At 70.8% G+C, this 25,831-nt stretch carries 21 protein-coding genes; 14 read left to right on the top strand and 7 right to left on the bottom strand.

All coding sequences use genetic code 11. The features are described from left to right. Nucleotides 1-20 precede the first annotated feature (20 nt). Genes ABZ272_RS10915 through ABZ272_RS10895 form a run of 5 tightly spaced genes read left to right on the top strand, consistent with a single transcriptional unit; the run spans nucleotide 21 to nucleotide 4,791 of the window. Complete coding sequence (locus tag ABZ272_RS10915; RefSeq protein ID WP_355049718.1) at nucleotides 21-1,172, top strand: Gfo/Idh/MocA family oxidoreductase; 1,152 nt, start codon at nucleotides 21-23, stop codon at nucleotides 1,170-1,172. After that, nucleotides 1,169-2,323 carry a dihydrodipicolinate synthase family protein gene (locus ABZ272_RS10910; RefSeq protein ID WP_355049717.1) on the top strand — a complete coding sequence of 385 codons (1,155 nt, stop codon included), beginning with the start codon at nucleotides 1,169-1,171 and terminating at the stop codon, nucleotides 2,321-2,323. The genes ABZ272_RS10915 and ABZ272_RS10910 overlap by 4 nt, the downstream gene beginning before the upstream one ends. Next, on the top strand, nucleotides 2,320-3,123 hold the full coding sequence (locus ABZ272_RS10905) for a sugar phosphate isomerase/epimerase family protein (RefSeq protein WP_355049716.1): 804 nt from the start codon (nucleotides 2,320-2,322) through the stop codon (nucleotides 3,121-3,123). Before ABZ272_RS10910 ends, ABZ272_RS10905 begins: the two co-directional genes overlap by 4 nt. Before the next feature lie 47 nt (nucleotides 3,124-3,170). Next, nucleotides 3,171-4,142 carry an acyltransferase domain-containing protein gene (locus tag ABZ272_RS10900; RefSeq protein WP_355049715.1) on the top strand — a complete coding sequence of 324 codons (972 nt, stop codon included), beginning with the start codon at nucleotides 3,171-3,173 and terminating at the stop codon, nucleotides 4,140-4,142. A 4-nt stretch (nucleotides 4,143-4,146) separates the two neighbouring features. Next, nucleotides 4,147-4,791 (top strand): hypothetical protein, encoded by a 645-nt coding sequence (locus tag ABZ272_RS10895; protein WP_355049714.1) that lies wholly within the window; start codon nucleotides 4,147-4,149, stop codon nucleotides 4,789-4,791. A gap of 205 nt (nucleotides 4,792-4,996) precedes the next feature. Here ABZ272_RS10895 and ABZ272_RS10890 read toward each other — a convergent pair whose 3' ends face one another. Beyond that, complete coding sequence (locus ABZ272_RS10890) at nucleotides 4,997-7,888, bottom strand: glycoside hydrolase N-terminal domain-containing protein (protein ID WP_355049713.1); 2,892 nt, start codon at nucleotides 7,886-7,888, stop codon at nucleotides 4,997-4,999. A 646-nt stretch (nucleotides 7,889-8,534) separates the two neighbouring features. Between ABZ272_RS10890 and ABZ272_RS10885 the strand changes: the two genes are divergently transcribed. After that, complete coding sequence (locus tag ABZ272_RS10885; protein ID WP_355049712.1) at nucleotides 8,535-11,546, top strand: S8 family serine peptidase; 3,012 nt, start codon at nucleotides 8,535-8,537, stop codon at nucleotides 11,544-11,546. 61 nt (nucleotides 11,547-11,607) lie between these two features. Here the strand turns inward: ABZ272_RS10885 and ABZ272_RS10880 are convergent, their stop codons facing one another. Beyond that, complete coding sequence (locus ABZ272_RS10880) at nucleotides 11,608-12,369, bottom strand: hypothetical protein (protein WP_355049711.1); 762 nt, start codon at nucleotides 12,367-12,369, stop codon at nucleotides 11,608-11,610. 292 nt (nucleotides 12,370-12,661) lie between these two features. Here ABZ272_RS10880 and ABZ272_RS10875 point away from each other — a divergent pair, with 292 nt between their 5' ends. Further along, nucleotides 12,662-13,189, top strand: coding sequence for a hypothetical protein (locus ABZ272_RS10875; RefSeq protein ID WP_355049710.1), 528 nt, complete (start codon nucleotides 12,662-12,664; stop codon nucleotides 13,187-13,189). Nucleotides 13,190-13,204: 15 nt separating this feature from the next. On the opposite strand, the gene ABZ272_RS10870 is transcribed toward ABZ272_RS10875, so the two are convergent. Then, nucleotides 13,205-13,432: a GntR family transcriptional regulator gene (locus tag ABZ272_RS10870; protein ID WP_355049709.1), complete on the bottom strand. Its 228-nt coding sequence runs from the start codon at nucleotides 13,430-13,432 to the stop codon at nucleotides 13,205-13,207. A 186-nt stretch (nucleotides 13,433-13,618) separates the two neighbouring features. Here ABZ272_RS10870 and ABZ272_RS10865 point away from each other — a divergent pair, with 186 nt between their 5' ends. Beyond that, the gene (locus ABZ272_RS10865; RefSeq protein WP_355049708.1) at nucleotides 13,619-13,816 is read left to right on the top strand and encodes a hypothetical protein; all 198 of its coding nucleotides are present in this window, start codon (nucleotides 13,619-13,621) and stop codon (nucleotides 13,814-13,816) included. 143 nt (nucleotides 13,817-13,959) lie between these two features. Here ABZ272_RS10865 and ABZ272_RS10860 read toward each other — a convergent pair whose 3' ends face one another. Beyond that, nucleotides 13,960-17,424, bottom strand: coding sequence for a ThuA domain-containing protein (locus tag ABZ272_RS10860; RefSeq protein ID WP_355049707.1), 3,465 nt, complete (start codon nucleotides 17,422-17,424; stop codon nucleotides 13,960-13,962). Between the two features lie 210 nt (nucleotides 17,425-17,634). On the opposite strand from ABZ272_RS10860, the gene ABZ272_RS10855 reads away from it, so the two are divergent. The 6 genes from ABZ272_RS10855 to ABZ272_RS10830 are packed head-to-tail and all read left to right on the top strand — an operon-like array spanning nucleotide 17,635 to nucleotide 22,693. Continuing rightward, nucleotides 17,635-18,372, top strand: coding sequence for an ABC transporter ATP-binding protein (locus ABZ272_RS10855; RefSeq protein WP_355049706.1), 738 nt, complete (start codon nucleotides 17,635-17,637; stop codon nucleotides 18,370-18,372). Then, nucleotides 18,369-19,709, top strand: a complete 1,341-nt coding sequence (locus ABZ272_RS10850) for an ABC transporter permease (RefSeq protein ID WP_355049705.1) — start codon at nucleotides 18,369-18,371, stop codon at nucleotides 19,707-19,709. Before ABZ272_RS10855 ends, ABZ272_RS10850 begins: the two co-directional genes overlap by 4 nt. Next, a complete protein-coding gene (locus ABZ272_RS10845) occupies nucleotides 19,706-20,923 on the top strand; it encodes a sensor domain-containing protein (protein ID WP_355049704.1) in 1,218 nt (405 codons plus the stop codon). The genes ABZ272_RS10850 and ABZ272_RS10845 overlap by 4 nt, the downstream gene beginning before the upstream one ends. Next, nucleotides 20,914-21,564: a response regulator transcription factor gene (locus ABZ272_RS10840; protein WP_355049703.1), complete on the top strand. Its 651-nt coding sequence runs from the start codon at nucleotides 20,914-20,916 to the stop codon at nucleotides 21,562-21,564. The genes ABZ272_RS10845 and ABZ272_RS10840 overlap by 10 nt, the downstream gene beginning before the upstream one ends. Before the next feature lie 23 nt (nucleotides 21,565-21,587). Then, the gene (locus ABZ272_RS10835; protein WP_355049702.1) at nucleotides 21,588-22,403 is read left to right on the top strand and encodes a hypothetical protein; all 816 of its coding nucleotides are present in this window, start codon (nucleotides 21,588-21,590) and stop codon (nucleotides 22,401-22,403) included. Beyond that, on the top strand, nucleotides 22,403-22,693 hold the full coding sequence (locus ABZ272_RS10830; protein ID WP_355049904.1) for a DUF1905 domain-containing protein: 291 nt from the start codon (nucleotides 22,403-22,405) through the stop codon (nucleotides 22,691-22,693). Before ABZ272_RS10835 ends, ABZ272_RS10830 begins: the two co-directional genes overlap by 1 nt. A gap of 13 nt (nucleotides 22,694-22,706) precedes the next feature. On the opposite strand, the gene ABZ272_RS10825 is transcribed toward ABZ272_RS10830, so the two are convergent. The 3 genes from ABZ272_RS10825 to ABZ272_RS10815 form a co-directional block, all read right to left on the bottom strand. Further along, nucleotides 22,707-23,360 carry a GNAT family N-acetyltransferase gene (locus ABZ272_RS10825; protein ID WP_355049903.1) on the bottom strand — a complete coding sequence of 218 codons (654 nt, stop codon included), beginning with the start codon at nucleotides 23,358-23,360 and terminating at the stop codon, nucleotides 22,707-22,709. A 74-nt stretch (nucleotides 23,361-23,434) separates the two neighbouring features. Further along, nucleotides 23,435-24,682, bottom strand: a complete 1,248-nt coding sequence (locus tag ABZ272_RS10820; protein ID WP_355049701.1) for a cellulose binding domain-containing protein — start codon at nucleotides 24,680-24,682, stop codon at nucleotides 23,435-23,437. Nucleotides 24,683-24,880: 198 nt separating this feature from the next. After that, a complete protein-coding gene (locus ABZ272_RS10815; RefSeq protein ID WP_355049700.1) occupies nucleotides 24,881-25,822 on the bottom strand; it encodes a PaaX family transcriptional regulator C-terminal domain-containing protein in 942 nt (313 codons plus the stop codon). Nucleotides 25,823-25,831 lie beyond the last annotated feature (9 nt).

Here is a 25,831-nt window from a genome sequence, read left to right as displayed (position 1 = left end):
GCACGACGAAGGGGACCACCATGACCCGCAGGTCGATCGGCATCATCGTCAACGGCGTGACCGGACGGATGGGCTACCGCCAGCACCTCGTCCGGTCCCTGCTGGCCATCCGCGAGTCCGGCGGCGTGACGTTGGCCGACGGCACGACCATCTGGCCGGAACCGGTCCTGGTAGGGCGCAACGAGACCAAGCTCCGCGAACTCGCCGGGCGGCACGGCCTCACCGACTGGACCACCGACCTGACCGCCGCGCTGGCCCGCGACGACGTCGAGATCTACTTCGACGCCCTGGTCACCCAGCAGCGGGAGAAGGCGATCCGCCAGGCGATCGAGGCCGGCAAGCACATCTACACGGAGAAGCCGCTCGCCGAGGACACCGCCGCCGCGCTCGACCTGGCCCGCGCCGCCGACGCGGCCGGTGTCCGCACCGGCGTCGTGCAGGACAAGCTGTTCCTGCCCGGGCTGCGCAAACTCAAGCGGCTCGTCGACGGCGGCTTCTTCGGCCGAATCCTCTCGGTGCGCGGCGAGTTCGGCTACTGGGTCTTCGAGGGCGACTGGCAGCCGGCCCAGCGTCCCTCGTGGAACTACCGCGCCGAAGCCGGCGGCGGCATCACCTCCGACATGTTCCCGCACTGGCACTACGTGCTCCAGGAGCTGTTCGGCCGGGTCACCGCGGTCTCCTGCGTGACCCGTACCCACGTGCCCGAGCGGTTCGACGAGGACGGCCGCGCCTACGCTGCCACCGCCGACGACGCCGCGTACGCCATCTTCGAACTCGACGGCGGCGTGGTCGCGCAGATCAACTCGTCGTGGGGTGTGCGGGTGTACCGCGACGAGCTGGTGGAGTTCCAGGTCGACGGCACCGAGGGCAGCGCCGTCGCCGGGCTGCGGCACTGCCGGGCGCAGCACCGGGCGGTCACCCCGAAACCGGTGTGGAACCCGGACCTGCCGGCCACCGAGGACTTCCGCGCCCAGTGGACCGAGGTGCCCGACAACGAGGAGTTCGACAACGGCTTCAAGGTGCAGTGGGAGGCGTTCCTGCGGCACGTCGTGGCCGGCGAGCCGTTCCCGTGGGACTTCCTGGCCGGCGCGCGCGGCGTGCAGCTCGCCGAGCTGGGGCTGCGCGCGGCCCGCGAGGGCGTCCGCGTCGAGGTTCCGGAGCTGCACCCGTGAGTGCCGTCGAAGTGGCGCTGCCGGGCGGGCGACGTCACCGGCTCACCGGGGCCGGCGGATTCGCCCGCCCGGCCGCGCCGGCGACCAGCCGGATCGCGTACGCCGCCGCGCACGTCGTCGCCGACCCGGGCGCGGAGAACGTGCCGGGTGCCCCGGCGGCGGTGGACTGGGACGCCACCCTCGCGTTTCGGCGGCACCTGTGGTCGTACGGGCTGGGTGTCGCCGAGGCGATGGACACCGCCCAGCGGGGGATGGGGCTGGACTACCCGGCGACCCGGGAGCTGGTCCGGCGCAGCGCCGCCGAGGCCCGTGCCGTGGGCGGGCGGATCGTCGCCGGTGTCGGCACCGACCAGCTCCCGGCCGGCCCGGCCAGCCTGGCCGAGGTCACCGCCGCGTACCGCGAACAGCTCGACGACGTCCGCGCCGCCGGCGCACGGCCGGTGCTGATGTGCAGCCGGCACCTGGCCGCCGCCGCCCGCGACGCCGAGGACTACCTACGGGTGTACGACGAGCTGCTGACCGCCGCCGGCGAGCCGGTGGTGCTGCACTGGTTGGGCCCGATGTTCGACCCGGCGCTGACCGGCTACTGGGGGTCCGCCGACCTGGACCTGGCCGCCGACACGGTGGTCGAGCTGATCAAGGCCCACCAGTCGACGGTGGACGGCATCAAGGTGTCGCTGCTCGACGCCGACCGGGAGGTGGCGTTACGGCGTCGACTGCCGGCCGGGGTACGCCTCTACACCGGCGACGACTTCCACTACCCGGAGCTGATCCGGGGCGACGAGGTGGGCCACTCCGACGCGCTGCTCGGCGTGTTCGCGGCCATCGCGCCGGCCGCCGCCGCCGCGCTGGATGCTCTCGACCGGGGCGACCTGACGTCGTACGACGAGATCTTCGTTCCGACCGTGCCGCTGGCCCGGCACCTGTTCGCGGCGCCGACCTGGCACTACAAGACGGGCATCGTGTTCCTGGCGTGGCTGGCCGGGCACCAGGACCACTTCACGATGGTCGGCGGCGCGCAGTCCGGCCGGTCCCCGGCGCACCTGGCGACGCTGCTCACCCTCGCCGACTCCGCCGGGCTGCTGCCCGACGCGGAGCTGGCCGCCGCCCGCGCACGGGCGTTCTTCACCGTGGCGGGAGTGAGGCAATGAGCCTCGCGCGGTTCTCGTTCAACCAGGCCACCGCGCAGCGCTGGGCGCTGCCCGACGTGGTCGCCGGCTGTGTGGTGGCCGGCGTGCCGGGCATCGGGCTGTGGCGGGAGCCGGTGGCCGAGTACGGGTTGGCCCGCTCGGCGAAGCTGGTCCGCGACGCGGGTCTCACCGTCACGTCGCTGTGCCGGGGCGGCTTCTTCACCGCCGACGACTGGCGCGCGGAGAACCTGCGGGCCATCGAGGAGGCGGTCACGCTGGGCGCTCCCGAGCTCGTGCTCGTCTCCGGCGGACTGCCCACGGGCAGTCGCGACGTCGACGGTGCCCGGCGGCGGGTCGCCGACGCGATCGGCGAGCTGGCACCGCACGCGGCGGCGGCCGGCGTACGGCTGGCGATCGAACCGCTGCACCCGATGTTCGCCGCCGACCGCTGCGTGATCGCCACCCTCGGCCAGGCGCTCGACATCGCCGAGCGGTTCGATCCGGCGGTGGTCGGCGTGGTCGTCGACGCGTACCACGTGTGGTGGGACGACACCGTGTACGCGCAGATCGCCCGCGCCGGCACGCGGATCGCCGCGTTCCAGGTCTGCGACTGGGTGACACCGCTGCCGGAGGGGGTGCTGCTCGGCCGGGCGCTGCCCGGCGACGGGTGCATCGAGCTGCGACGCCTGCGCGAGGCGGTGGACGCCGCCGGCTACCGGGGCCCGATCGAGGTGGAGGTCTTCTCCGCCGAGGTGTGGGCGCGGCCGGGCGCGCAGGTGCTGGACGCGGCCATCGCCGGTTACCTGCGCCACGTCGTCTGAGCGGCGCGGGGCGCAGGGGTACGCCGGACGGCGGTAGGGTCGTCGGCGTGGATCTGGAGGAGACCGCAGCCCTGCTCGGGGTGCCCGCCGAGGCCGTGGAACGGGTGCACCGGCTGGCCGGCGACCGGCCCTCGGCCCCGCTGCCCGCCAAGGCCGACGCGCCGGCGATCCTCGACCGGCTCGCGGTCCCGTCGGACGACGCCGCCGAGATCATGGCGGGCTGGCCGGACGACGGGTCACCACTGTGGACGCCGGAGCTGCGCTGGCTGCTCGACCGTTCGATCGCGCTGGTCCGCGCGGATCTCGGCGGGTACGCCTGGCTGCCGCCCGGCCCGGAGCTGCCGCGCGATCGTGGTCTCGCCTGGCGACATCTCTACGTGTACGCGTACCTCGCGCTGGTCGAGGTCGTCCTGGGCTACCACCGCGACCACGGCGTTCCCGACGCCGTTTCCTGGGCGACGCTCGCCGACCTGGGCCGTAACCTCGCCGTCGACCGGCGGATGCGCGGCGAGGGCTGGCCGGTCATGCAGAGCTGGCTGACGCTGCACGTACGCGGCGCCGTCTACGAGTTGGGCCGGTTGCAGCACCACCGCGGCGACGGCGCCATCGGCCTGCACATCCCCGACGCGGGGCCGTTGACGCCGGAGGCGGTCTCGGCGTCGCTCGACGAGGGCCGCGCCTTCTTCCCGCGTCACTTCCCCGACGAGAGCTACGCGGCGTTCTCCTGCGGCTCCTGGCTGCTCGACCCCCAGTTGCGGGAGTACCTGCCCGAGGACTCGAACATCATCCGGTTCCAGCGACGGTTCGAGCTGGAGCCCTACGAGGAGCCGGAGGGGCTGGACGCGGACGTTGAGGTGCTGCGGTTCGTGTTCCGTACGCTGAGCACGCCGCTCGACGAGCTGCCGCGCCGCACCGCCCTGCAACGCGCGATCGTCGACCACCTGTCGGCCGGCCGGCACTGGCAGTGGCGTCAGGGCCGCTTCCCGATCGACGCGACCCACCGGCCGTACCTACCCTGATGCGGTGCTAGCCGCCGAAGCCCCGAAGATCACGGACTGGATGCAGGCGTGGGGGAGCCTGGCCGGGTTGGTCATGTCGACCTTCGCCGTCGTCTTCACCGGTCTGCTGTTCCGGCACGAGACCCGCGTGCGTCGGGAGGAGCAGGAGAGCCGTGAGGCGGCGCAGGCCCGCCTGGTCATCCCCGTCCTGACCCACGACGACGACGACAGCGACGGGGTCGTGGTCCGGAACGACCCGACCGGGGCGACGGTGACCCTCGTCAACCACAGCGCGGCGCCCATCTTCGACGTCCGTGTCGACGTCGCCTGGGAGGAGTCACACCGCTGGCCGGGGCGTCGCCGGGAGATGAAGAGCACCGTGACGGCGCACGGGGGCAGGCGCTTCGCCGTGGTGGAGAAGTCCGAGGCGGTGCGCTTCGAGCTGACCGGCAGCGCCGCGCATGTCGGACAGGCCAGGATCCGTTTCACGGACGCGGCCGGGCTGGTCTGGGTCCGGACGGGCCTTGGGTCCCCGGTCCGCTACACCCCGCCGGAGAGCCCGCTGGCCAGGGCGTTCCGGCTGCTGCCCTGGGTGCTCCTGGTGATCTACGTGGTGCTGCCCGCGATCGTCATCGCCGCCGTCGTCGCCGTGGTGCGGCTCTGGCCGTAGCGCGTGTTCGGGTTGTGGGTCGGCCGGGTGTCTCGCACTGCGGGTCCGATCGAGGGGCGTACATCGGTCGGTAGGCGGGCATGGATCGCATGCGGCGGCTCGCCCGGCACGGGCCGGGCGGCGCGCACGTCATGGGCCCAGTCGGAGGTCTGGCGGCACATCGCCTCGAAGCCGCTGCGACCGCTGTCTCTGACCTCCTACCGCCTCAGGCATCAAGAATCTGCCATTCCTGACTGATCTCGCCGCCGATCGGTTGCTGGACCGCCCTGGCGCCGTCCGCGGTGGAGCCGCCCTCGACCCCGACACACCAGCCGTTGCTCACGTTGACGAACCGGTAGTATCCGCTGGTCGTCGCCGGGACGAGATTCCACCACTGGTTACGTCCGCCGTTGTCGGCCCATTGAACGAGTGCCGCGCCCTGGCCCGAGCCACCCGGACTGTCCAGGACCTTCCCGCTCCTGACACCGGACAGCCGGAATGAGCCATCGCTGTTGGGCAGCAGCCGCCACTGCTGGTTGGTCGCGCCAGTCCATGGCCACTGGATGACGCCTGCCCCGTCCGTGCTGGAGCCGCCGTTGACGTCCAACACCTTTGCGCTACGCCGGTTGACCAGTCGAACGACGCCGCCGCCGACCGCGGCTGGCAGACCTACGACAACCTGTATCTGTTGCCCGGCCGTCAACGAGATCACCCGGGCGTTCGGGCCGAGCGGCGAGGGGCTGACCGCTGCGGAAGTGGTGATGGATGCCATCCCCCGCCGGCTGATGAGGGTGATCGCCTGGGTGATCGTCGAGGTGAGCGCCACGGTTACCGAGCGACCAGGTAGATCCCAGGAGAGGCTGTGGATGCGGACCTGGTTGCGTCCGCGGACCCCGGTGATGGTGCCCCGGGCGAGCTGGCCGGGCAGGGCGGGCAGCAGCTCGAGGACGCCGGGCCTGGTGTACACGAGCGCTTCGCTGAGTACGGCCGGCAGCGTGTTGGCCGCATCGGCGTTGTAGGTCTCCAGATTCGGGTTGTGTGCTGTCATCAGCGACCGGAAGATCATGTTGTTGCCGATGATCTTCCGGAGGTTGTTGTAGACGCCGGTGGCGTCCTTCAGCCGAGCGGAGGCGAGGGCGCGGTGCAGGCTGCCGTGCGCCGAGGTGTTCTCGTCACCGCGCAGCGCCAGGGCCCTGAGCGCGGCGGTGACCAGTCCGGGTGCCTCCTCGGGATTGATCTCGTGCAGGGGCCACGCGCCGTACAGGTGATGGACGTGCCGATGGTTGTAGCGATCCGTCAGTCCCGGCCAGGACCATTCGGCGAGGGCCCCGCTGCCGTTGACCGTGTACGGCGGTAGCTTCGCCAGCAGGGCCGTCCAGCGTGCGACACCTTGACCGGCACCCTGCTCGACACCGAGCGTGTTGGCGGCCTCGACAGCCGCCCGCAGGGCGTGTCTGCCGGCCTGGATGTCGCCGGTGGCGTTGATCGCCAGCAGGACGTTCGTGCTGGCCGGCGAGTTCTCCATCGAGAACGACGGCACGAACACCACACGGCCGCTCGAATCGGTGCGGGTCAGGAAGTCCTCGTAGAACAGTGCCAGCTCCAGCAGTGCCGGGCCCAGCTTCTCAGCCAGAAAGGTCCGGTCCCCGGTGACCTGGTAATACTCCAGCAGCGGATAGAGCAGCCAGTCCGCGCCACCGGTCCAGCACTGACCCGGGAAGCCGGGGTCGAAGTGCAGCATGTACCCGTACTCGCCGTCGGTTCGCGACGGGGCCAGGAAGCCACGGGCGCCGTACAGGTTGCGAGCGTTCGTGCGCCAGTGCGCGAGCTGACCGAGGATCAGGTTGAAGTAGCCCTGCATGGCATCGGTGAGGTCGAGAATGTTGCCGCCGGCGACCTGCAGGTTGATGTTGGCATCGGTGGTGAAATCGTCGGCCCAGGCGCCGTTCCAGGTGCCGGTCCAGATCCCGGTCAACCGCGGCGGCAGCACGCCGCTGGAGCTGATGAACAGGTAACGGCCACTGTCGTAGAGGCGTTCCAGCAGGGCCACATCGATGCTGTTGCGATTGGCGTTCTGCCGGGCGATCAGCTCGGTGGTCGACAGCTGCCGGTCGGCGGCGGAGACGTTCAAGTCCAGGCGGGAGCGGTCGTACATCGCCGCGTGCAGGGTGACGTGCCGGGTCCGCAGCTCGACGTAGTCGGCGCGCACCGCGGCCAGCGCCGCGTGCAACGGCCTGCTGTCCCAGGCATTGGCCGACTCGTAACGGTCGAGTTTGGTCAACAGGAGGAGCCTGGTTGCCGCGGTGACGACGATCGTCGAACCGTTCGTGGCTACCGTGCCACCGCTGGCGACGATCCGGGTGACGCCCTCGTAGCCGAACGCGCCCTGCCCGGACGGGTAGGTGCCGCGCAGGTTCAGGTAGCCGGAGCCGTCCACGACGCTGGCCAGGGTGGTGAAGCGGACCGAGCTGGGGACGCCCGCGAGGGATGTGTTGACGCTCAGCGTCGCATCGATCGATCGGCCGGATGCCGGCGTCAGTTCGTGTACGACCACATTGTCGGCTCGGGAGGCGAAGGCGCGGCGGCTCCACGTGCCGTTGCTGTCGGTCCAGGTGGAGGTGACCTCCCCGGTCCGAAAGTCGGTGATGCGGGCGTATCCGTTGGCCGTGGTCATGCCTGGTGTGCTGATCTGCAACTCGAAGCCGGGGTGGTAGGTCTGGGTCCAACGCAGGCTCCAGCCGGCCGCGAAGTCCGTGTTGGCTCCGCCGTAGTTGCCGGCCAGCGCCTTGTCCCGCACACCGGCCAGCCGTCCGGAGATGACTGGCGGGGTCACGCCCCGGCTGCCGTTGGGCAGCACGAGGCGGTGCTGGTTGAAGATCACCTTCTCGAGGGTTGGTGTTCCGTACAGGACGGCGCCGTGCTCGCCGTTGCCGATGAGGAACCCGTCCGTCCAGGTTGTCGCCGCGGTCGCGTCGTAGATCCCGCGCTCGGGCAGCGTGACCTGAGGCGCAGCGGCGGCGGCCCGTCCGGCGCCCACGGCCGGGATCAGGGCCGCCGAGCCGGCGGTCAGCGCGGCAGTGGCGAGGAGGTGCCTACGGCTCACGGGTAGGTCTGTCATCCGAAGTCCCTTGTCGACGCGGAGGCTGGAGGGTTGTGCGTCTTGTCGTCCGGTGCGTTGGTCAGGCCTGCCCCCGTGCCGGCGCCGACAACTGGCCATCCCAGCGGACGTTCGTACGAAGCACGGCACCCTCCTGCGACTCACCTGACAGCCGTATGGTTCCGAGCCATGGCGTACGTGCGTGCGGTAGTCGAATCGATTCGGCGATACGTCGACGTCGTCGACCACCCCCGGGGGTGAACGTAGCCGACATGTAGATGTCATTAACCGGCAACACGGGTGCGCCGTCAAGGATTCGAATTCATCTATCTCGTGCCGAGGTCTGAAACTCTGGCAATTCCGACAAGAGCCGCAGTAAAGGTAGGACGAAAGACCCGTCGGAGCCACCGTCGATGCACCGGCCTCCGGCCGAGGTGCCGAAAACATGATCTAGGCACGGCTGAAACATCATGATCTTATGTGCGTCATGATCCGTAACACCGATCGAATCCTCGATTAACCGTCGAGGGCTTAGGTGGGGGAGCGCTCCCATGCGGGTCGCGGTTGACGAGGAGCTCCACACAGGGGCATGGAAGGGAGTCTCGTGTCCACACGCACGAGCGGAACAAGTCTGCGAAGACTGGCGATACCGACGCTGGTCGCAGCGATGCTTGCCGGCACGACCGGCGTCGCGGGATCGGCGTCGGCGGCGCCGGGAGACCGGTCGGCCAGCGCCGGCGCCGGCTACTTCACCAAGGGATCGGATCGGCGCACGACGCTGACCGACGGCGCCGATCGTCGCGCCGACGCCGACGGGACCAGCCCGAAGACCGCCGTTGACGCCAGCGGCTCGGGCGTCTACATCGTCGAGCTGGCCGAGGCGCCGCTGACCACGTACGTCGGCGGGACGTCCGGGCTCGCGCGCACCCGCCCCACGCCGGGCGCCCGCCTGGACGTGACGTCGGCGCCGTCGCAGGCGTACCGTCGGCACCTCGACGCGCAGCGATCCGCCGTCGCGGGCGCGGCCGGCGTCCAGGTCAAGGCCGCCTACACCGCCGCCTTCAACGGGTTCTCGGCGACGCTGACCGCCAAGCAGGCGACCGCGCTGCGGGCCGACAAGCGCGTCCGCGCCGTCACCGCCGCGCGGGCGCTGGGCACCCGATCGGCGATGCCGCTCACGACCGCCCCGACCGCCCCCGCCGCCGGTACGCCGACCTCCTCCGCGGCCGCCGCGTCCACGACGGACGCGGCCGCGAAGCCGGCCAAGCCGGTCAAGCCCGGCCCGGCCACCGGAGCGGGCATGGTCGTCGGCGTCCTGGACACCGGCATCTGGCCGGAGAGCGCCTCGTTCGACAAGAAGATGCCGGCGCCCAAGACGTGGCACGGCACCTGCCAGACCGGTGTGGCCTTCGTGGCCGAGCACTGCAATGGCAAGATCGTCGGTGCCCGGTACTTCGCCGACACCTGGCTCGCCGGCGGCGGGTCCGTACCCGAGGGTGAGTTCCTGTCGCCCCGCGACGCGGCCGGGCACGGCACCCACACCGCGTCCACGGCCGCCGGTCTGCCGGTGCGGGACGTCACCATCGACGGCCGCTCGTTCGGTGCCGTCTCCGGCGTCGCGCCGGACGCCCAGATCGCCGTCTACAAGGTGCTCTGGGGTGGGATGGGCTACGACGCCGACATCATCGCCGGCATCGACGCGGCCGTCTCCGACGGCGTGCAGGTCCTGAACTTCTCCATCGGCAGCGACCTCGGCGACTGGGAGGCCAACACCCCCATCGGTGTCGCCTTCCTCAACGCCACGCTGTCCGGCGTCTTCGTGGCGGCGTCGGCGGGCAACACCGGCATCGTGAGCGGGGCCATCAGCAACGCGGCGCCCTGGGTCACCACGGTGGGCGCGGCGGTGACCAACGCCAACGAGGCGACGGTCAAGCTGGGCGATGGCACCAAGCTGGTCGGTGGCTCCCTGGACGCCTTGCTCGGCGACGCCTCGCGGCCGATGGTCTTCGGCGACCAGGCCGGCTCGCTGGAGCAGGGGTCGGCGTACTGCGAACCCGGCAGCCTGGACGCGGCCAAGATCAAGGGCAAGGTGGTCGCCTGCGCGCTGTCGTCCCCCTTCTACTCCGCGCTGGAGGTGAAGGAGAAGGGCGGGGCGGCAATGGTGGTGTTCGACCCGTCCGGCAACTACCGCGTCAACTCCATCTACAACTTCCCGGTGGTCTACCTGAACACCGAGAAGCAGGCCGGCACGCTGTTCAACTACCTGATGCGCCACCCCACCGACGCCAGGGTGTCGCTGCGCACCGGTGGCGACGGCTCCAGCGTCCCGGGGATCCCGAGCGTGGCGGACTTCTCCTCCACCGGCCCGGACAAGGTGACCCTCGGCGTCTTCAAGCCGGACCTGGTAGCACCGGGGACGGACATCATCGCCGCGGTCTCGCCGGCGGGTAACTTCGGGCGGAGCTACGACGCGTACTCCGGAACCTCGATGGCCTCGCCGTACGTGGCCGGCGCGGCGGCGATCCTGCGCGCCACGCACCCGACCTGGTCGCCGGGGACGGTCGCCTCGGCCCTGCGGACCACCGCCACCGACACCCGGGGAACCAGCAACCCGCTGGACCAGGGCAGCGGTTTCATCAACCTGACCGGCGCCAAGGACCCGGGCCTGGTCATTGAGCCGACCGCGGCCGACCTGGTCGAGTTCAGCGAGACGGCCCAGCCCGACGGCAAGGAACTCAACCTGCCGGCCATCTCACTGCGCGAGTACGACGGCACCCACCCGGTGACCATCAAGCGCACCCTGACCAACGTGGGCACGACGCGCGAGACCTACCGGTCGTCGGTGTCCGGCCTGCCCGGCATGACGGTCACGGTGTCGCCCGCGTCGGTGACGCTCGCGCCCGGCAAGTCCGCGACGGTGTCCATCACGCTGCGTCGCGGCAGCGCCCCCTGGGACCGGTACGTCACCGGGTCGATCACCTGGCGCGGCAAGGTCCACAGTGCCCGCATCCCCGTCGCCGCCCGCCCGTGGGGCATCACCCCCCGGCCGTACGCCGACGACGGCGAGGAGTTCGGCCGGATGACCAGCGGCTCGTTCGGCTACGCCCAGCCGGGCTTCACCGGGCCGCTCACCGGTCGCAGCACCGGCTACACGCCGATGCTCCGGGAGTCGTACTCGATGCCGGCCGGCGTGTACGGCGGCGTGTTCGACCCGAGCGCGTCCGGCGTGAAGAAGGTCGACTTCACGGTGCCGGCGAACACCGCCGGCATCATCGTCGAGGCCAACACCGAGGATCCGAACACGAACCTCGACCTGTACCTGTACAAGGGCGACAAGCTCGTCTACAGCAGTGACAGGTACTGGACCAGCGCGGAGCAGGCGTACAAGTTCCTGCCCGAGCCGGGTCGCTACACGGCCTACGTGTTCGCGCAGGTGCCCGGTGGCCCGGTCGTGGACTTCCAGTTGAGCCACGCCATCATCGGCCGCAACGCCACCTACGCGCCGGCGACGCTGACGTTGCCGTCGACGACCGAGCGCGGCATGAGCCTCAACTTCACCTTGAAGCCCAACCGGCCGCTGCCCGAGGGCGACTTCTGGGCGTACACCGAGTACCGCACCAACGGCACGGTCGTCCCCGGCAACCTCGTGAACACCCAGCAGAGTTCCTGGGAGGAGTAGCCGTACGAAACAGTGGGGCGGCGCCGTCGTGCGCCGCCCCACTGCCCTTTCTAGCGCTGCTCTAGCGCTGCCAGGCGTCGATGGCGCGCACACCGTCGCGCATGGTCCGGTCCAGGATGGCGGGATTGCCGCTGCTGCCCTCCCAGCCCTGGTCGTTGAACACAGTCACCACGGTGTCGACCCGGGCCACGGCGATCTGGCTGGAGGTCTCGCCGCCGGTGGGCTCGCCGCCCAAACTGGTGGCGGGCCGCGTATGGGTCACGAGCAACGCCCCGTCACCGACACCGGTCACCGCCTTGCTCTCGACCGTGACCTTGTTGCCGTCCTGGTCGAAGGACGGGCACGCCCCTACCGCGTCGCCGAGGCGGCGCAGGTAGTCCGCGGCGCCGTCACCCTCGAAGGTGAAGATGGTCTGGTGGATCATGCCCTGCGGCGTGTTGGTGTCGGGCTCGCCGGCCTTCTTGTACGTCACCGTCATGGCCGCGCTCGCGGTGACCTGTCGACCCCCGGTGCCGAACTCGTTGGCGCAGAGCTTCGGCAGGGCCTCGGTGACGGGTGTCGTACGGCGGGGAGATTTGCGCAGCTCGGACGGTAGCTCCACGAAGGCAGACGTCGGGATGGTCGTCGGGGCGCTGGCGCTCCCGGACGGCTGGTCGGTCGGACTCGCCGGGGCCGACGTCGTCGACGCGCTTGACGGCGTCGCGTCGGATCCCTCCTCGGCAGCCGTGCAGGCGGTGCTCAGCGCGACGGTGCCCACCAACGGCAGGATCAGCCCGAGCATCCGAGGCGCTCGGACGGTCGGCGGCAGTGCGTATCGGCCCATGGTTCCCCCTCACCTCGACCCGAGCAGTTCCCCGCCAGCGGCGACCGGAAACGATCAATGCCGCCGTGGCGACACGGGTCGGGCGGTCGCGCTGCGGGACCGATGCGTCTACGCGGCGGCCGGGATGACGGCCTCGATGAGGTGCGGGCCGTCGTGGGCCAGCGCCTGGGAAAGCTGTTCCGCGAACTGCTCGTCACCGACGGCGGGACCAACAATTGTTCGATATTAAGCTGGCAATTAGGACTAAAGTTGTGAGGCAGCATAAATGGCTCGCCAAATTCGGGAGGGCGGGATGAGGCAGGGGTACACCGAACGTACCTACCAGGCCCGACGCCTGGAGATCGGCGTCGATCGACCGTTCGAGGAGTTCCGGCGGCAGTACGAGCAGGCAGTCCCGCGCTACGACACCGCGGCGTTCGACGCCCTGGTGGCCCGCGACGCGCCCTGGGACGACGTGCTCGCCCTGATGCGCGAACGCGCGCCCCACGACTTCCTCATCTACTGGAGCAGTGGCGAGCTGCGGCCGATGATGAGCCTCGCGGGTGACGCCGGCAACGCTGTCGAGTACCTGATGGGCAACCACACCATCGCCGAGAAGATGTACCGGCACGATCCGACCGCCATGCTGTACGCGCCGTTGCGCACGGTGATCGGCGATCTGCCCGACGGCGGGGTGCGGTTCGTGATCGAGCAGCCCAGTTGCACGTTCGGGTCGTTCGGCCTGGACGCGATCCACGAGGTCGGCCTACAGCTCGACCGTGAGGTCGCCGCCCTCCTGGCACATCTCGAGCTACCCGTACCGGAGGGCCTGTCGAACTAACGCGCGCCGGGCCATTCAGGCGTGCGTCTCCGACACGAAGATGCCTCTACCGGCCCGACCGATCAGCTCACCACTCTCGATCATGGTGTCGACGGCACGCCGGACGGTCATGTGGGACGTGTCGTACTCGTCAGCCAGCAGGCGGACGGACGGCAGCTTGGATCCCGCCGGGTAGATCCCCGCCGCGATCTTGGCTCGCAGATCATCCCTGATCTGTCGCCACAGCGGCTGCTCGTACGGCACCGGGTCAGCAAAACACCGGGATCGCGCGACCTGCGCTGCCACCCCTTCCTGTCTTTACAGGCGTTATAAGTGTGGTAGCTTGTGCTGGAGCGCCCGGTGGGCTGTCAGGAGGAAGAGATGGGCAGGTCAGAAGGTCGAAGCGGCGGGCGTACCGAGCCTTGCGAGGATGAGATCCCGACTGTCGTGATGGCAGAGGTGCCGCAGGTCTTCGTTCTCATCCGTGACGAAGCGACCGTCGGGTACCTCTTCGACCTTCCGTCCGGGGCGGTAGCCATCCTGGACGGCGCCAGGAAGATCGTCCGATCCGACTCCCTGGCGGACTTCGCCAGATTCTTCGGTCCGAAGCTGAGGTTGGACATCGCGCGGGTCCGGCAACACCTCTAGGTCGTCGTCCGCGCACGACGCCACCGGCCCGAGGCCGCAGATCTTGGACAGTTTCCGTTATGAGCTAACGGAAACTGTCCAAGATCTCGACCGTCACAGGCTCTGCGGTGGCGGGCGGCTCGACCGCCCACCACCGATTCCCATCAGGTGACCGTGACGGTCAGGTTGAGTGAGCGGGTCTCGCCGCCGGTGTAGGTGATCGTCACGCGGGCGGTGAAGGTGCCCTTTCGCGAGTAGCTGTGACTTGTCGACCGCAGCGTCGCGCCGTGCGTACCGGTGGTGTTGTCGCCGAAGTCCCACGCGTAGTCGGTGATGCTCTGCCCGGACGGCGCGGTCGCGGTGGCGGTCAACGTGGTGGTCAACGGCGCGGCGCCGCTGGTCGGGTTCGCGGCGATCGCCAGGCTTCCGCCCGGCTCCTGCTTGACGCCGGCGCCGTTGAACCGCATCCAGTCCAGCGACATCAGGTCCGGGGTGCCGCCGACCTGCGCGGTGTTGACGAACCTCGTGTACAGGGTGGTGGTGCCGGTCGGTTTGTTGGTGAGCGTGACCGTGGGTGACACCAGGTTGTCCCACCCGCCGGTCGAGCCGATGGTGGCCGTACCGATCAGCGTGCCGGTGGGTGAACCGGTTCGCAGCTCGACGGTGCCGCCGAGGCCGCCGTTGGTGACCCCGAGCGTGACCGAGCCGATGTTGCGCAGGTCCACCGGCCCGTACGCCGCCCAGTCGTTGTGGTCGACGTCGCCGAGCCGCTTGCCGGCGCGGGCGGTGGTCCGGTCGTTGACGATCAGGCCGGACTGGGCGCTGAAGTGCTCGGCCTCCTTGCTCTTGGGCTGCAACTGGATCCGGGTCGAGCCGGTCAGCGCCGGTACGCCGCCGGCCGCCCCACCGTCGGTGTATTGCGCGGTGATCAGGGTGTAGAGGTTCTGCCCCGGACCGTGCCCGTCGCCAGCGTCCGCCTCGGTAGCCAGCAACCCGGAGCAGCCGGTGTAGACGTCCAGCGGGTGGGCGTGGGTGTCGTGGCCGAGTTGGGTTTGCACGGTCACCTTCGCGCAGTCGATGGTGGTGTCCTCCGGGTCGGTGACCGTCACCGTGTACGGGATCTTGTCGCCGAAGTCGAAGAAGCCGCCGTCGGGCACGGTGATGGTGACCGTCGGCCGGGTGTTGCCGACCACCACGTCGGTGACGGCTGTGGCGGTCAGACCGTTGCCGCTGTTGCGGACGGTCAGCCGGGCGGTGAACTTGCCGGCGGCCGAGTAGGTGAAGCTCGGGTTGGCGGCGGTGGAGTCGGTGGTGCCGTCGTTGGTGAAGTCCCAGGCGTAGCTGAGGGTGGTGCCGTCGCCGGCCGTCGTGCCGGCCGAGGAGAAGCCGACCGTCAGCGGCGTACGCCCGGTGTCCGGAGTGGCGGTGATCTTCGCGGTCGGTGGTCGGCCGTTCGCCACGTAGTCGATCCGGTAGATGCCGGCACCGGCGTTGCTGCCGCCGCGACCGCTGCCGGTGCCCTCGCCGAAGTCGATGACGTAGAGCGAGCCGTCCGGGCCGAACTCCGCCTCGAAGGGCTGGATCCAGCTCATGTTCTCGAAGATCCCGTTGATCGACTGGAGGTCACCGACGGCGGTGGGGACGAACCGCGAGTTGCTGAAGGTCTGCGCCGTCTGGTGGATCGAGAACGTCTTGAACCACCTGCGGGTGAACTCGTACGTGATCCACTTGCCCTCGAAGTACTCCGGGAACTTGGTGGTACGGGTGTTCGCCGGGTCGAAGTCGTAGACCGGACCGCTCATCGGGCCGCCACCGCCGGTGCCCACCTCGGGGAACTGGGCGGAGGCGGAGTACGCGTACCAGACCAGCGCCGGCTTCGCCGCCGGCAGGGTGGTCAGGCCGGTGTTGTTGGGGGAGTTGTTCACCGGCGTCGCGCAGCTGAACTTCGCCCCGGAGGTGCTGGTCGCGAAGTTGTAGTCGTTGAACGGGATGTTGTTGCCCACGCAGTACGGCCAGCCGAAGTTGCCGGCGGCGGTGATCCGGTTGAACTCGACGGTCCCCTCCGGTCCACGGTTCGCGTCCGCGGCGCGGGCGTCCGGGCCGTAGTCACCGACGAGCACCGCGTTCGTTCCCGGCTCGATGGTGATCCGGAACGGGTTACGCATGCCCATCGCGTAGATCTCCGGTCGGGTCCGCGCCGTGCCGGCGGGGAAGAGGTTGCCGCTGGGCACGGTGTACGTACCGTCGGCCTGCGGGGTGATCCGCAGGATCTTGCCGCGCAGGTCGTTGGTGTTACCGGCGGTGCCCTGGGCGTCCCAGGCGGCCCGCCCAGACTGCTCGTCGATCGGGGTGTAACCGCTGGACGCGAAGGGGTCGGTGTTGTCGCCGATCGCGGCGTACAGGCGACCGGCGGCGTCCATGGCCAGCGATCCGCCCATGTGGGAATTGGCCCGACCCACGCCCCGGTACGTCGGGACGGTCAGCAGCCGCTTCTCCGAGGAGAGCGCGACGCTGTTGTTCGCCACCGTGAACCGGGACAGGTTGAGCTGCTTGAGGGTCTTGTCCGACCAGAGCAGGTAGACCCAGCCGTTGCTGGCGAAGTTGCGGTCCAGCGTCATTCCGAGCAGCCCGTCGGACTGGTCGGTCATCGCCGAGGTGTACGCGAAGTCGAGCAGCGTGGTGACCTGGAGCGTGTCCGAGTCGACCACCTTGAGCGCACCGGTGCGCTGGATGTAGTAGACCTTGCGGTCCGGCGCGACGGCCAGCTCGAACGGGTCGGCCAGGTTCTCGGTGACCAGCCCGACGCGTTCGAACGTGCCGGTCCTGGTGGCCGAGCAGTCGCCGGCGACCGCGCCCGCGGCCCACTCGATGCCGTAGCGCAGGTGCTCCAGGAAGGTGGCGTTGCTGAACTGGGAACTGGCGTGCCCACCGGCGGTGAACCAGGACCGGCCGCCGTCGTAGCGCTGACACCAGGAGTACGCGTGGTCGACGCCCTCGTCCAGGCCGCTGATCCCGTCCCGCACCTTGATCTGGGCGAGGGTGTGGACGTTGCCGGTCGGGTTGGTCCGCCAGTTGTACCACTCCTCGCTCTGCTCCCACAGCTCCGGCAGGTTGCGGGTGGAGGGGTGGGCGCGGTCGAGGACCTTCACCCGCCCGGGGTACGTGCCGCCGGTGGCCGAGAAGTCCGGGTGGTAGTCGAAGATGGTGCCGACCAGGCCCTCGTACCAGGACCAGTCGCGTTCACTGGCCGAGGCGGCGTGCAGGCCGGCCCAGCCGCCGCCGTTGCGGATGAACGTCTGCAACGCCGCGCGCTGGCTGGCGTTGAGCAGGTCGCCCGAGGCCGGGGTGGAGTTGGTGTTGTTGAAGACCAGGGCGTCGAAGGTGGCGAGGTTGGCGTCGGTGAAGGCGCCCGCGTCGGTGGTGGCGACGACCTCGAAGTTGTGGGTGGCCCCGAGCTGCTGGATCGCGGCGACGCCGGCCGGGATCGAGTCGTGGTAGAAGTTGGTGATCTTCGAGAAGACCAGCACCCGGAAGCGCGGGGCGGCCTCGGCGGGCAGGGCGGTGGTGGTGCTCAGGACGGTGGCGACGGTGAGCAGGGCGAGGCAGATCGCGCGCAGGTGTTTGGGCATGGGGGCGCTCCCTGTCGGACGGTGAGGGTCGGAAAGCGCTTTCTCGCTGCCCGCATCACGGTACTGACAGCCAGTTACGAGCGTCAATAGACCAGAGGTAAGCGGTTTCCTGGCGGGCTGTCGCAGCGCGACGCGGGTACGGATAACCGCACCAGGATCGTTCGGGTCGCCCGGATGTCCGGATCGCCGCCGGCGTCGAGGGTGGAACGCATGGACAACGTGGTGGAACTCGACGGGGTGACCCGCACCTACGGCTCGCGCAAACGGCCTATCGCCGCTCTCGGCGGCATCTCGCTCGTGGTGCCGGCGGAGACATTCGTGGCGGTGATGGGAGCTACCGGCTCGGGCAAGAGCACCCTGCTGCAGTGCGCGGCGGGGTTGGACCGGCCGACGTCGGGCCGGGTCCGGCTGGTCGGCCGGGACGTCACCCGAATGCGCGAAGGTGCGCTGACCCGGCTGCGTCGCGACCGGGTGGGTTTCGTTTTCCAGTCGTACAACCTGTTGTCGGAGTTGACGGTGCGGCAGAACGTGCTGCTGCCCCGGCGGCTGGGTGGACCGCGCCCGCGCCCGCTCGACGAGGTGCTGGCCGAGGTGGGCCTGTCCGGGCTGGCGGGCCGGTCGGTCGGTGAGTTGTCCGGAGGTCAGCGCCAACGGGTCGCCATCGCCCGCGCGTTGGCTGGCCGTCCCGCCGTCGTCTTCGCTGACGAGCCGACCGGTGCGTTGGATCCGGCGACCGGTGAGCAGGTGCTGCGCCTGCTGCGCGGCGGGGTGGACCGATCCGGGGTGACGGTGGTGATGGTCACCCACGATCCGCTGGCCGCGGCCTGGAGCGACCGGCTCGTCCTGCTGCGCGACGGGGAGGTGGTGGCGGACGTCCCGACGCCCGATCCGGCGAGCATCGCCCAGCGGTTGCGCGCCACCACGGGTGACCCGGTGGTGGCCGGGTGAGCGCGGGGCTGACCAGGCAGGCGCTGCGCAAGCAGCCGTGGTCCTTCGCCGGCCCGTTCGTCACGCAGTGCCTGGCCGCCGCGCTGGTGTCCGGCGCGTTGGGTGCCAGTTCATCGCTGTCCGGTGCCCGGTTGGACCCGGCCGCCCGGCAGGTGCTGACCGAGAGTTCGATTCCCGAGATGGCCACACTGTTCGTGGTGGTGTCGGTGTACCTGACCGCGTTGGTCGTCTGGCTGACCATGACGTCGTCGATCGCCCGGCAGGCCCCGGACATCGCGCTGGTACGGGCGCTCGGTGCCACTCCCGGCCGGGTGCGCCGCGCGGTGGCGGCCCAGGCCGCCGCGGTGGCGGTGCCGGCGACCGTGCTCGGCGTACCGCTCGGTGCCCTGCTCGCCCGCGCCTGGCTGGCGGGGCTCACCGGACACCAGGCGATCCCGCCCGGCGTGACGTTCCACCCCTCGCGCGCGGCGTTCCCCGCCGCGTTGGGCATCACCGTCGGGGCGTCGATCGTCGGTGCGCTGATCGCCGCGCTGCGCCCGGCACGGGTACGCCCGGCCGCCGCGCTGACCGAGACGGCCGTTCCGCGACGCCGGATCAGTCTGGTGCGTACCGCGATCGGGTTGGTGCTCATGGCCGGCGGCGTGGCGCTGTCGATTCGGATCGCGGGTGGCGACCCCGCGAAGGCCGGCGAGTCGAGCTTCTTCACGATGCTGGCGATGTGCGTGGGGGTCGGCTTCCTCGGTCCGGTCCTGCTGCGGCTGGCAGCTCCACTGACGCGACTGTTCGGGGGTACCGGGGCGCTGGCCGCGGACAACCTCGCGGTGCGTGCCAAGGCGCTGTCCGGCGCTCTCGTACCACTGGTCCTGGCGATCGCGTTCGCCCTGGTGAAGGTGGTCACGCACACCACGTCCGTGCACGTGCGGGGCGTTCCCGAGCCGGCGGCGCGGGTGTGGACGGAGTACTCCGGGACCGCCGTCTACGTCGCCTTCGCCGCCGTCGCCGCGGTGAACACGCTGGCGACCGTACTGCTGGCCCGACGGCGCGAGCTTGCGGTGACCCGGCTGGTCGGCGCGAGCAGGATGCGGGCGCTGGCCGTGGTCGTCTGCGAAGCCCTGCTGGTGACGGTGACCGCCCTGGCGATGGGTACCGTTGTCGCGATGGTCACCATGGTGCCGATGCTGCACGGCATGCTGGGCACGTGGACGCCGTACCTGCCAACCGGGCAGCTGGCCGGTGGCCTGGCCGCGGTGATCGGCCTGGTGCTGCTGGGCACCGTCGTGCCCGCGCTGGTCGCGATGCGCCGCCCGGCGGTGGAATCGTTGGCGGCGGACACGTGAGGCCGGTCGTCAGCGCGGTCCTGCGTGCCCCGACGGCCGCCCGTACCTGGCGTGCGGTCGGCTACACGGTCACCGGCACCGTGCTGGCCGTGCCGACGTTCGCGATAGCACTGCTGGGGGTGGTGTTCTCCGTGCTGTCGCTGCTGACGATCGGGCTGCCACCGCTGACCGGTGTGCTGGTGCTCGGGCGGCTGACCGTGCGGTACTTCCGTGGGCCGGCCCGGCTGTTCCTCGGCTGGAGTTGGCCGAACCCGCCGCCCGTGGGCCGCCGGGGGACAGGCCCGGTGCGCTGGGCACGCGCGGTGTTGACGGACGCCAGCGCCTGGAAAGCCCTCGCGTACTGCTTCGCCCGGCTGCCGCTGATGGCCGCGGGGGCGTACCTCGGCGGGGCCCTCGTCGTCGGAGGGCTGGTGGGCGTCACCTACCCCGTGTGGGTGCACCGCTTTCCGCAAGACCCGCCGTGGGGCGGCACCTGGGGACTGGCCGCGCAGGGGTTGGCCGCGCTGCTGGTGTTTCCGTGGTACTTCCGGCTCATCGTGTCGCTGGACCGGTGGTTGGTGCGGGCCCTGCTCGAGCCGGGCCCCGAGCGGGTCCGGATAGCGGCTCTGGAGGCCAGCCGGGCCGCGCTGCGGGCGGACGCGGCGGCGCTGCTGCGGCGGGTGGAGCGGGATCTGCACGACGGTACGCAGGCCCGGCTGGTCGCGCTCGGCGTGGGTCTGTCGCGCATCGAGCGGCGCGCCGGCGACCCGGAGCTGAAGGCGATGGTGACGCAGGCCCGGGGCGCGGTGGTGGAGGCGCTTGATGAACTGCGGGACATCGTGCGGGGCATCCACCCGCCCGTGCTCGACGCGGGCCTGGGCGCCGCGATCGAGACCCTGGCCGCGCGCAGCGCGGTGCCCGTCGAGGTACACGTGGACCTACCTCAGCGCCCGACGCCCGACCTGGAGTCGGCGCTGTACTTCAGCGCCGCCGAGCTCCTCACCAACGTGACGAAGCACGCCGGGGCCAGCCGGATCCGGCTCGACCTTCGCGCGCAGGATGGCGTCCTGCGCCTGACCGTCACCGACGACGGGCACGGCGGAGCACGATCCGGGAGCAGGGGTACGGGTCTGGCGGGGCTGATCCGGCGAGCCGAATCGCTGGACGGCGCGCTCTGGCTGGACAGCCCCCCCGGTGGACCGACGACCATCACCCTGGAGCTGCCGTGCGAGTAGTGATCGCCGAGGACAACCCGTTGCTGCGCGACGGCATCACGTTGCTGCTGACCGATCACGGGATCACCGTCGTGTCGACCGTGGACAACGGTGACGACCTGCGCGCGGCGGTCGACGACCACCGACCGGACGTGGCGGTCGTCGACGTACGGATGCCACCGACCTTCACCGACGAAGGCCTGCGAGCGGCGTTGGCGATCCGGGTGGCCCACCCGGACACCGGCGTGTTGGTCTTCTCGCAGTGGGTGGAGACCCGGTACGCACGGCAACTGATCGCCGAACACCCGGGTCGGATCGGTTACCTGCTGAAGGACCGGATCGTCAGCACCGAGGACTTCATCGACGCGCTGCGGAGGGTGGCCGCCGGCGGGACCGCTCTGGATCCCGAGGTGGTGCGCCAGTTGTTGGCGGCGCCGTCGGTGGACGCGGGCGTCGCCCGGCTCAGCGAGCGGGAGCGCGAGGTCCTGGGGATGCTGGCCGAGGGCCGGTCCAACCTCGCCATCTGCGAGTCGCTCCACCTCGCCCCGCGCAGCGTGGAGAAACACGTGACGGCCATCTTCACCAAACTCGACCTACCCCAGGCGCGGACCGACCACCGGCGCGTTCTCGCCGTGCTGCGCTATCTGAACGCGGCACGCTGATCTCTCGTGGCAAGGAGCGGCCCGTGCACGTCAGCCTCGCGACGAGCGCCGGTAGGGGCGACCGGCCGAACGAGGACTTCGTCGGGGCGGTCCCCGGCGCTGTCGTCCTGCTGGACGGCGCCGGCATTCCAGGGTCCGAGGCGCTCTGCGCGCACGGGGTCGCCTGGTACACCCACCGCCTGGGCGGCACGCTGCTCGGCGGTCTGTCCCGGGCCGACGGGCGGGACCTCGCGGCCATCCTCGCCGACGCCATCGCTGAAACGGCAGCCGCCCATCGCGCCACCTGCGACATCGCCGAGCCCAGCAGCCCTCAGGCGACCGTCCTGATGGCCCGCGCCCACCGGGGACGGCTCGAGCATCTCCTGCTCGCGGACTCGTACCTCATGCTCGATGAGGTCGGCGGCGGCGTGCGGGTGATCACCGACGAGCGCGAGGCGGTCGCCCGGCGGGAGTGCGCGGCGCCGCTGGCCGGCATCACACCCGGAACCCCGGAGTACGACCACATCCGCGCCTCCTGCGCCCTGGCACTGCGGGCTCGTCGGAACCAGCCGGGCGGCTACTGGATAGCCAAGGACGATCCGCGGGCGGCCTGGGAGGCGGCGACCGGCAGCCACCCCCTCGGCGAGTTGCACGGCATCGCGGTGCTCAGCAACGGCGCCAGCCGGATCGTCAGTCCGTACGGCCTGACCGACTGGCCGGGCGTGCGCGATCTGCTCGCCGCCGAAGGGCCGTCCGGCGTCATCCACCGCGTCCGGGCGTTCGAGGCCGAGTCGGGCGGCGGCCCGGACGCCCGGGTTCCGGACGATGTCACCGTGGCCCACTACCGTGTGATGCCGTGATGGAGTACGAGTTCGAGGGTGCCGTCTGGGAGTGGCGCGGGCCGTCGCCGTACCACTTCGTGACGATCCCGACCGACTGCGTCGACATGGTGCGGCAGGTGGCGTCGGCGGTCACCTACGGCTGGGGCATGATCCCGGTCGAGGTCCGGCTCGGACGAAGCCGGTGGCGCACGTCGCTGTTCCCGAAGGACGGGGGCTATCTCCTCCCGCTGCGGGACTCGGTGCGCAACAGGGAGGGCATCGCCCTCGGCGACGTCGTGCACATCCGCCTCGCCGTCCGGCCGCGTTGACGCGCAGCGCCATTTACGGCCGAGCGGGTGGCAAGAGCAGCGCCTCCGCGCCGACCGGGCGGAACCCGGCCGCCTGGAAGGCGCGTACGCTGCGGGCGTTGCCGGCGGCCTGCTGTGCCCAGAGCGGTTGCCCGTCGGGTACGAGATGCCGGGCGGCCGTGGCCAGCGCCCGCCCCAGGCCGCGGTGGCGGCAGTCCTCGTCGACCTCGATGGCCGTCTCCCAGCGGCCCGCCACGCCTCGGCCGAGCACGACCACCCCGCCGTCGGCGGCCCAGACCCGAACGTCGTCGCGACGGCGACGCGCCCGGCCCGCGCGGGCGTGACCGGCGTCCGGGACCTCGGTCAGCCGCAGCGGGGGCGGGCCGGGTAGCGGATTCGCGACGGTCAGGAGGTCGATGGTGTCGGTGCGGCGCCCGGTGCGCTCCAGCAGCGCGACCAGGAAGCGGGGATTCATCGTGGCCGCCAGGCCGTCGCAGTCGAGAGTGGCCAGCGTCCGGCGTACCCATTCGGGATCCTCGTCGGTGAACACCACGGAGTGCGCGGTGAACGCGATGACGCCGGCGTCGCGGTGGCACGGCTGCGGTACGACGGTGGTTCCACCGTCGGCCGGCGGGAACAGCCCGTTCGCCGCCGCGTGCAGGATGTCGGCCAGCGTACTCTCGGCGATCGTCGTCTCCTCGGGTCGTCGGAACGCGCTCGGCGGCCGGCGCGTGACGCGCCGACCGCCGAGGTGAGTCGGGTTCAGCTTCCGGTGCAGGTGGCGGTGGCGCCGCCGCCGTTTCCGGTGCCCTGGAATCCGAAACTGGTGGTCTGGCCCGCAGCCAGCCGTCCATTGTAGCTCTGGTTGGCGACGGTGACGGTCCCGCTGCTACCGGTCGCGACGCCGTTCCACAGCGAGGTGACCGTGGCGCCACTGGGCAGGTTGAGGGTGACCCGCCAGCCGCTGACGGCGGTGCTTCCGGCGGTGACGGTGACGTTGGCGACGAAGCCGCCGTTCCACTGGTCCTGCACGGCGTAGGTCGCGGTGCAGGCGGCGCCCGTCGGTGGGGGCGTGGTGGGTGGCGGAGTGGTGGGCGGAGGCGTGGTGGGCGGGGGAGTGGTGGGTGGAGGCGTGGTCGGTGGAGGCGTGGTCGGCGGCGTGCCGTCGTCAAGCGTCAGGTTCTTCTGCTGGACCGTCCACTGGGTACGGCACAGGCCGCAGTTGGGCCCGACGAAGTTGGCGCCGGCGGTGGTGTCGCCCTTGAGCCGCCACTTGAGGTAGAGCACCGCGACGCGGCCGAACTCGCCGCCGTTGGTCTGGTCGTACGTGCCGCCGTGCCCGACGTTGAGGTTGCCCATGAAGGCGGGCAGCGTGGACGGCAGCTTGCCCCAGTCGTCGATGGCGTTCGGGTAGGCGATGTCGCTGGGCCCGCCGATGATGTACGCGATCGGCTTGGTGAGCCTGCGGAGCTGGTAGTCGTCGGCGTCGTTGAGCAGGCCGCTGCTGAAGATGCCGGTGGTGGTGACGCGCGGGTCGTTGGAGACCGCGTACGCCTCCAGCCCGCCGCAGGAGAAGCCCGCGACCGCGACCTTCGTCGTGTCGATCTTGTTGAAGTACTTGCTGCCCTGCCGAGAGTTCTCCGCGATGGCCCAGTCGATGGACTGGGTGAGCATCTGGGAGTTCGTCGAGCCGGAGCCGTTCGGGGCGCCGTTGGCGATCGCGAGGAAGCCGTGCGAGGCGATCTCGCGCAGGAAGTTGCCCTGCGAGAGGCCGTTGGCCGAACAGCCGCCGTTGCCCCAGACGAAGATGGGCAGGCGCTCGGACGGAAGCGTCTGTGGCCGGAAGATGGTGTGGTTGGTCAGGGTGGCCGAGGTCTCGTAGTCGGCGGGGTAGGGGCCGGAACCGCCGACGGCGGCATCGGCCGGCGTCGCGCCGAGCGTAATGATCATCGAGGCGATCGGTACGACGGCAACCGCCAACCCCGCGTAGATCTTCGATCTTCTTCTCATGCGCGCCTCCAACGGATGTCACGGTGGGGCTCCCCGCGGCGGCGGTGGCGGCGGTACGTTCGCGCGGCGAGCGCAGGCCACGGGCCAGGTCGATAGGTACGCGTCGACCACCCGGCGGGGTCCCCACAGGCGATCCGATGGGAGCGGTGTGCAGTTACTATCACTGCCGCAACGAAAAGTGTCAATGTCTGCGGTTTCTCAACGCCGTCGTCGGCGTGCCGTCCCGCTGCCACTCGACCCGGCCGTCGGGAGGTCGTCCGACGCCTGGAAGTGGGTGATCCACGTGGCGGCGTCCGGCCAGTGCGGTGTCGCCACCTCGACCAGCCGCGCCTGCGCGAGCGCGCCGAGCGCGGAGTGGATCTCCAGGAAGGTGTCCCTGGCCTCCTGGCGGGGCCACGGCGTCGGCAGCAGGTGGTCGGGCAGGTCCGGGTCGAGGTCGGCGAACCTCCGCCAGGAGTCCATGGCCGAGGTCCGGGCCACCAGCGCCCGCGCCGCGTCCACCTCGTCCTCGCGTACGGCCGCCCGCAGCGGCGCGTACCGCCGGATGAAGGTCGAGTACTCGGACGCGAGCGCGGCCAGGTCGTACGCGCCGGCCGGGCCGTGTGGTCCGGACTCCTCGTCGAACCGGACACGCATCACCGACCACCGGGCGCCCTCGACGTGGCGGAGCAGCTCGTCCAGCACCGCCGTCGCCGGCGCGGCGTCGGTCCCCGGTCGGATCCACATGCTGTCGTAGAGGCTGGCGAAGCGCAGCGCGCCGAGTGCCCGGCGCACGGCGTGCCGCGCCGCCTGGCCCGGGGTCGGGACCGAGAAGGAGGCCAGCACCCAGTCGCCGGTCCACTGCGGCGGGTGGGCGCCGAAGGTCAGGAAGTGCCGCATCCGGGCGCGATGCCGGGCGATCGCTTCGGGCGTCAGGTGGTAGACCGGGGGCCGTCGGCTCGCCCGCATCGCGATGAGGCCGCGCTTGACCAGCCGGGACAGGGCGGCACGGGCACTGGACTCGCTGACCCCGAACTCCGCGAGGATCGCGATGACCGCCGCCGACGGCAGGTCGGCGTCCGCCGAGTCGAGATACTCGCCGAGCACGGTCGCCAGCAGATGCTGCGGGCTGGACCCGGCCTGCGCTCGGGGAACTCGCACGTCGTCACC

Origin of the sequence: Micromonospora sp. NPDC005979 (assembly GCF_040614415.1) — a bacterium.
In the GTDB taxonomy this organism is placed as follows: Bacteria; Actinomycetota; Actinomycetes; order Mycobacteriales; family Micromonosporaceae; genus Micromonospora.
The sequence above is the reverse complement of the archived record's forward strand: the minus strand, read 5'-3'. Positions and strand labels throughout refer to the sequence as shown.

Bases quoted from the DNA above. Each gene is read 5' to 3' on its own strand.
- ABZ272_RS10915 (WP_355049718.1), top strand. From the start codon at position 21: ATGACCCGCAGGTCGATCGGCATCATCGTCAACGGCGTGACCGGACGG.
- ABZ272_RS10905 (WP_355049716.1), top strand. From the start codon at position 2,320: ATGAGCCTCGCGCGGTTCTCGTTCAACCAGGCCACCGCGCAGCGCTGG.
- ABZ272_RS10890 (WP_355049713.1), bottom strand. From the start codon at position 7,888: ATGACAGACCTACCCGTGAGCCGTAGGCACCTCCTCGCCACTGCCGCG.
- ABZ272_RS10885 (WP_355049712.1), top strand. From the start codon at position 8,535: ATGCTTGCCGGCACGACCGGCGTCGCGGGATCGGCGTCGGCGGCGCCG.
- ABZ272_RS10880 (WP_355049711.1), bottom strand. From the start codon at position 12,369: ATGGGCCGATACGCACTGCCGCCGACCGTCCGAGCGCCTCGGATGCTC.
- ABZ272_RS10875 (WP_355049710.1), top strand. From the start codon at position 12,662: ATGAGGCAGGGGTACACCGAACGTACCTACCAGGCCCGACGCCTGGAG.
- ABZ272_RS10865 (WP_355049708.1), top strand. From the start codon at position 13,619: ATGGCAGAGGTGCCGCAGGTCTTCGTTCTCATCCGTGACGAAGCGACC.
- ABZ272_RS10860 (WP_355049707.1), bottom strand. From the start codon at position 17,424: ATGCCCAAACACCTGCGCGCGATCTGCCTCGCCCTGCTCACCGTCGCC.
- ABZ272_RS10855 (WP_355049706.1), top strand. From the start codon at position 17,635: ATGGACAACGTGGTGGAACTCGACGGGGTGACCCGCACCTACGGCTCG.
- ABZ272_RS10830 (WP_355049904.1), top strand. From the start codon at position 22,403: ATGGAGTACGAGTTCGAGGGTGCCGTCTGGGAGTGGCGCGGGCCGTCG.
- ABZ272_RS10820 (WP_355049701.1), bottom strand. From the start codon at position 24,682: ATGAGAAGAAGATCGAAGATCTACGCGGGGTTGGCGGTTGCCGTCGTA.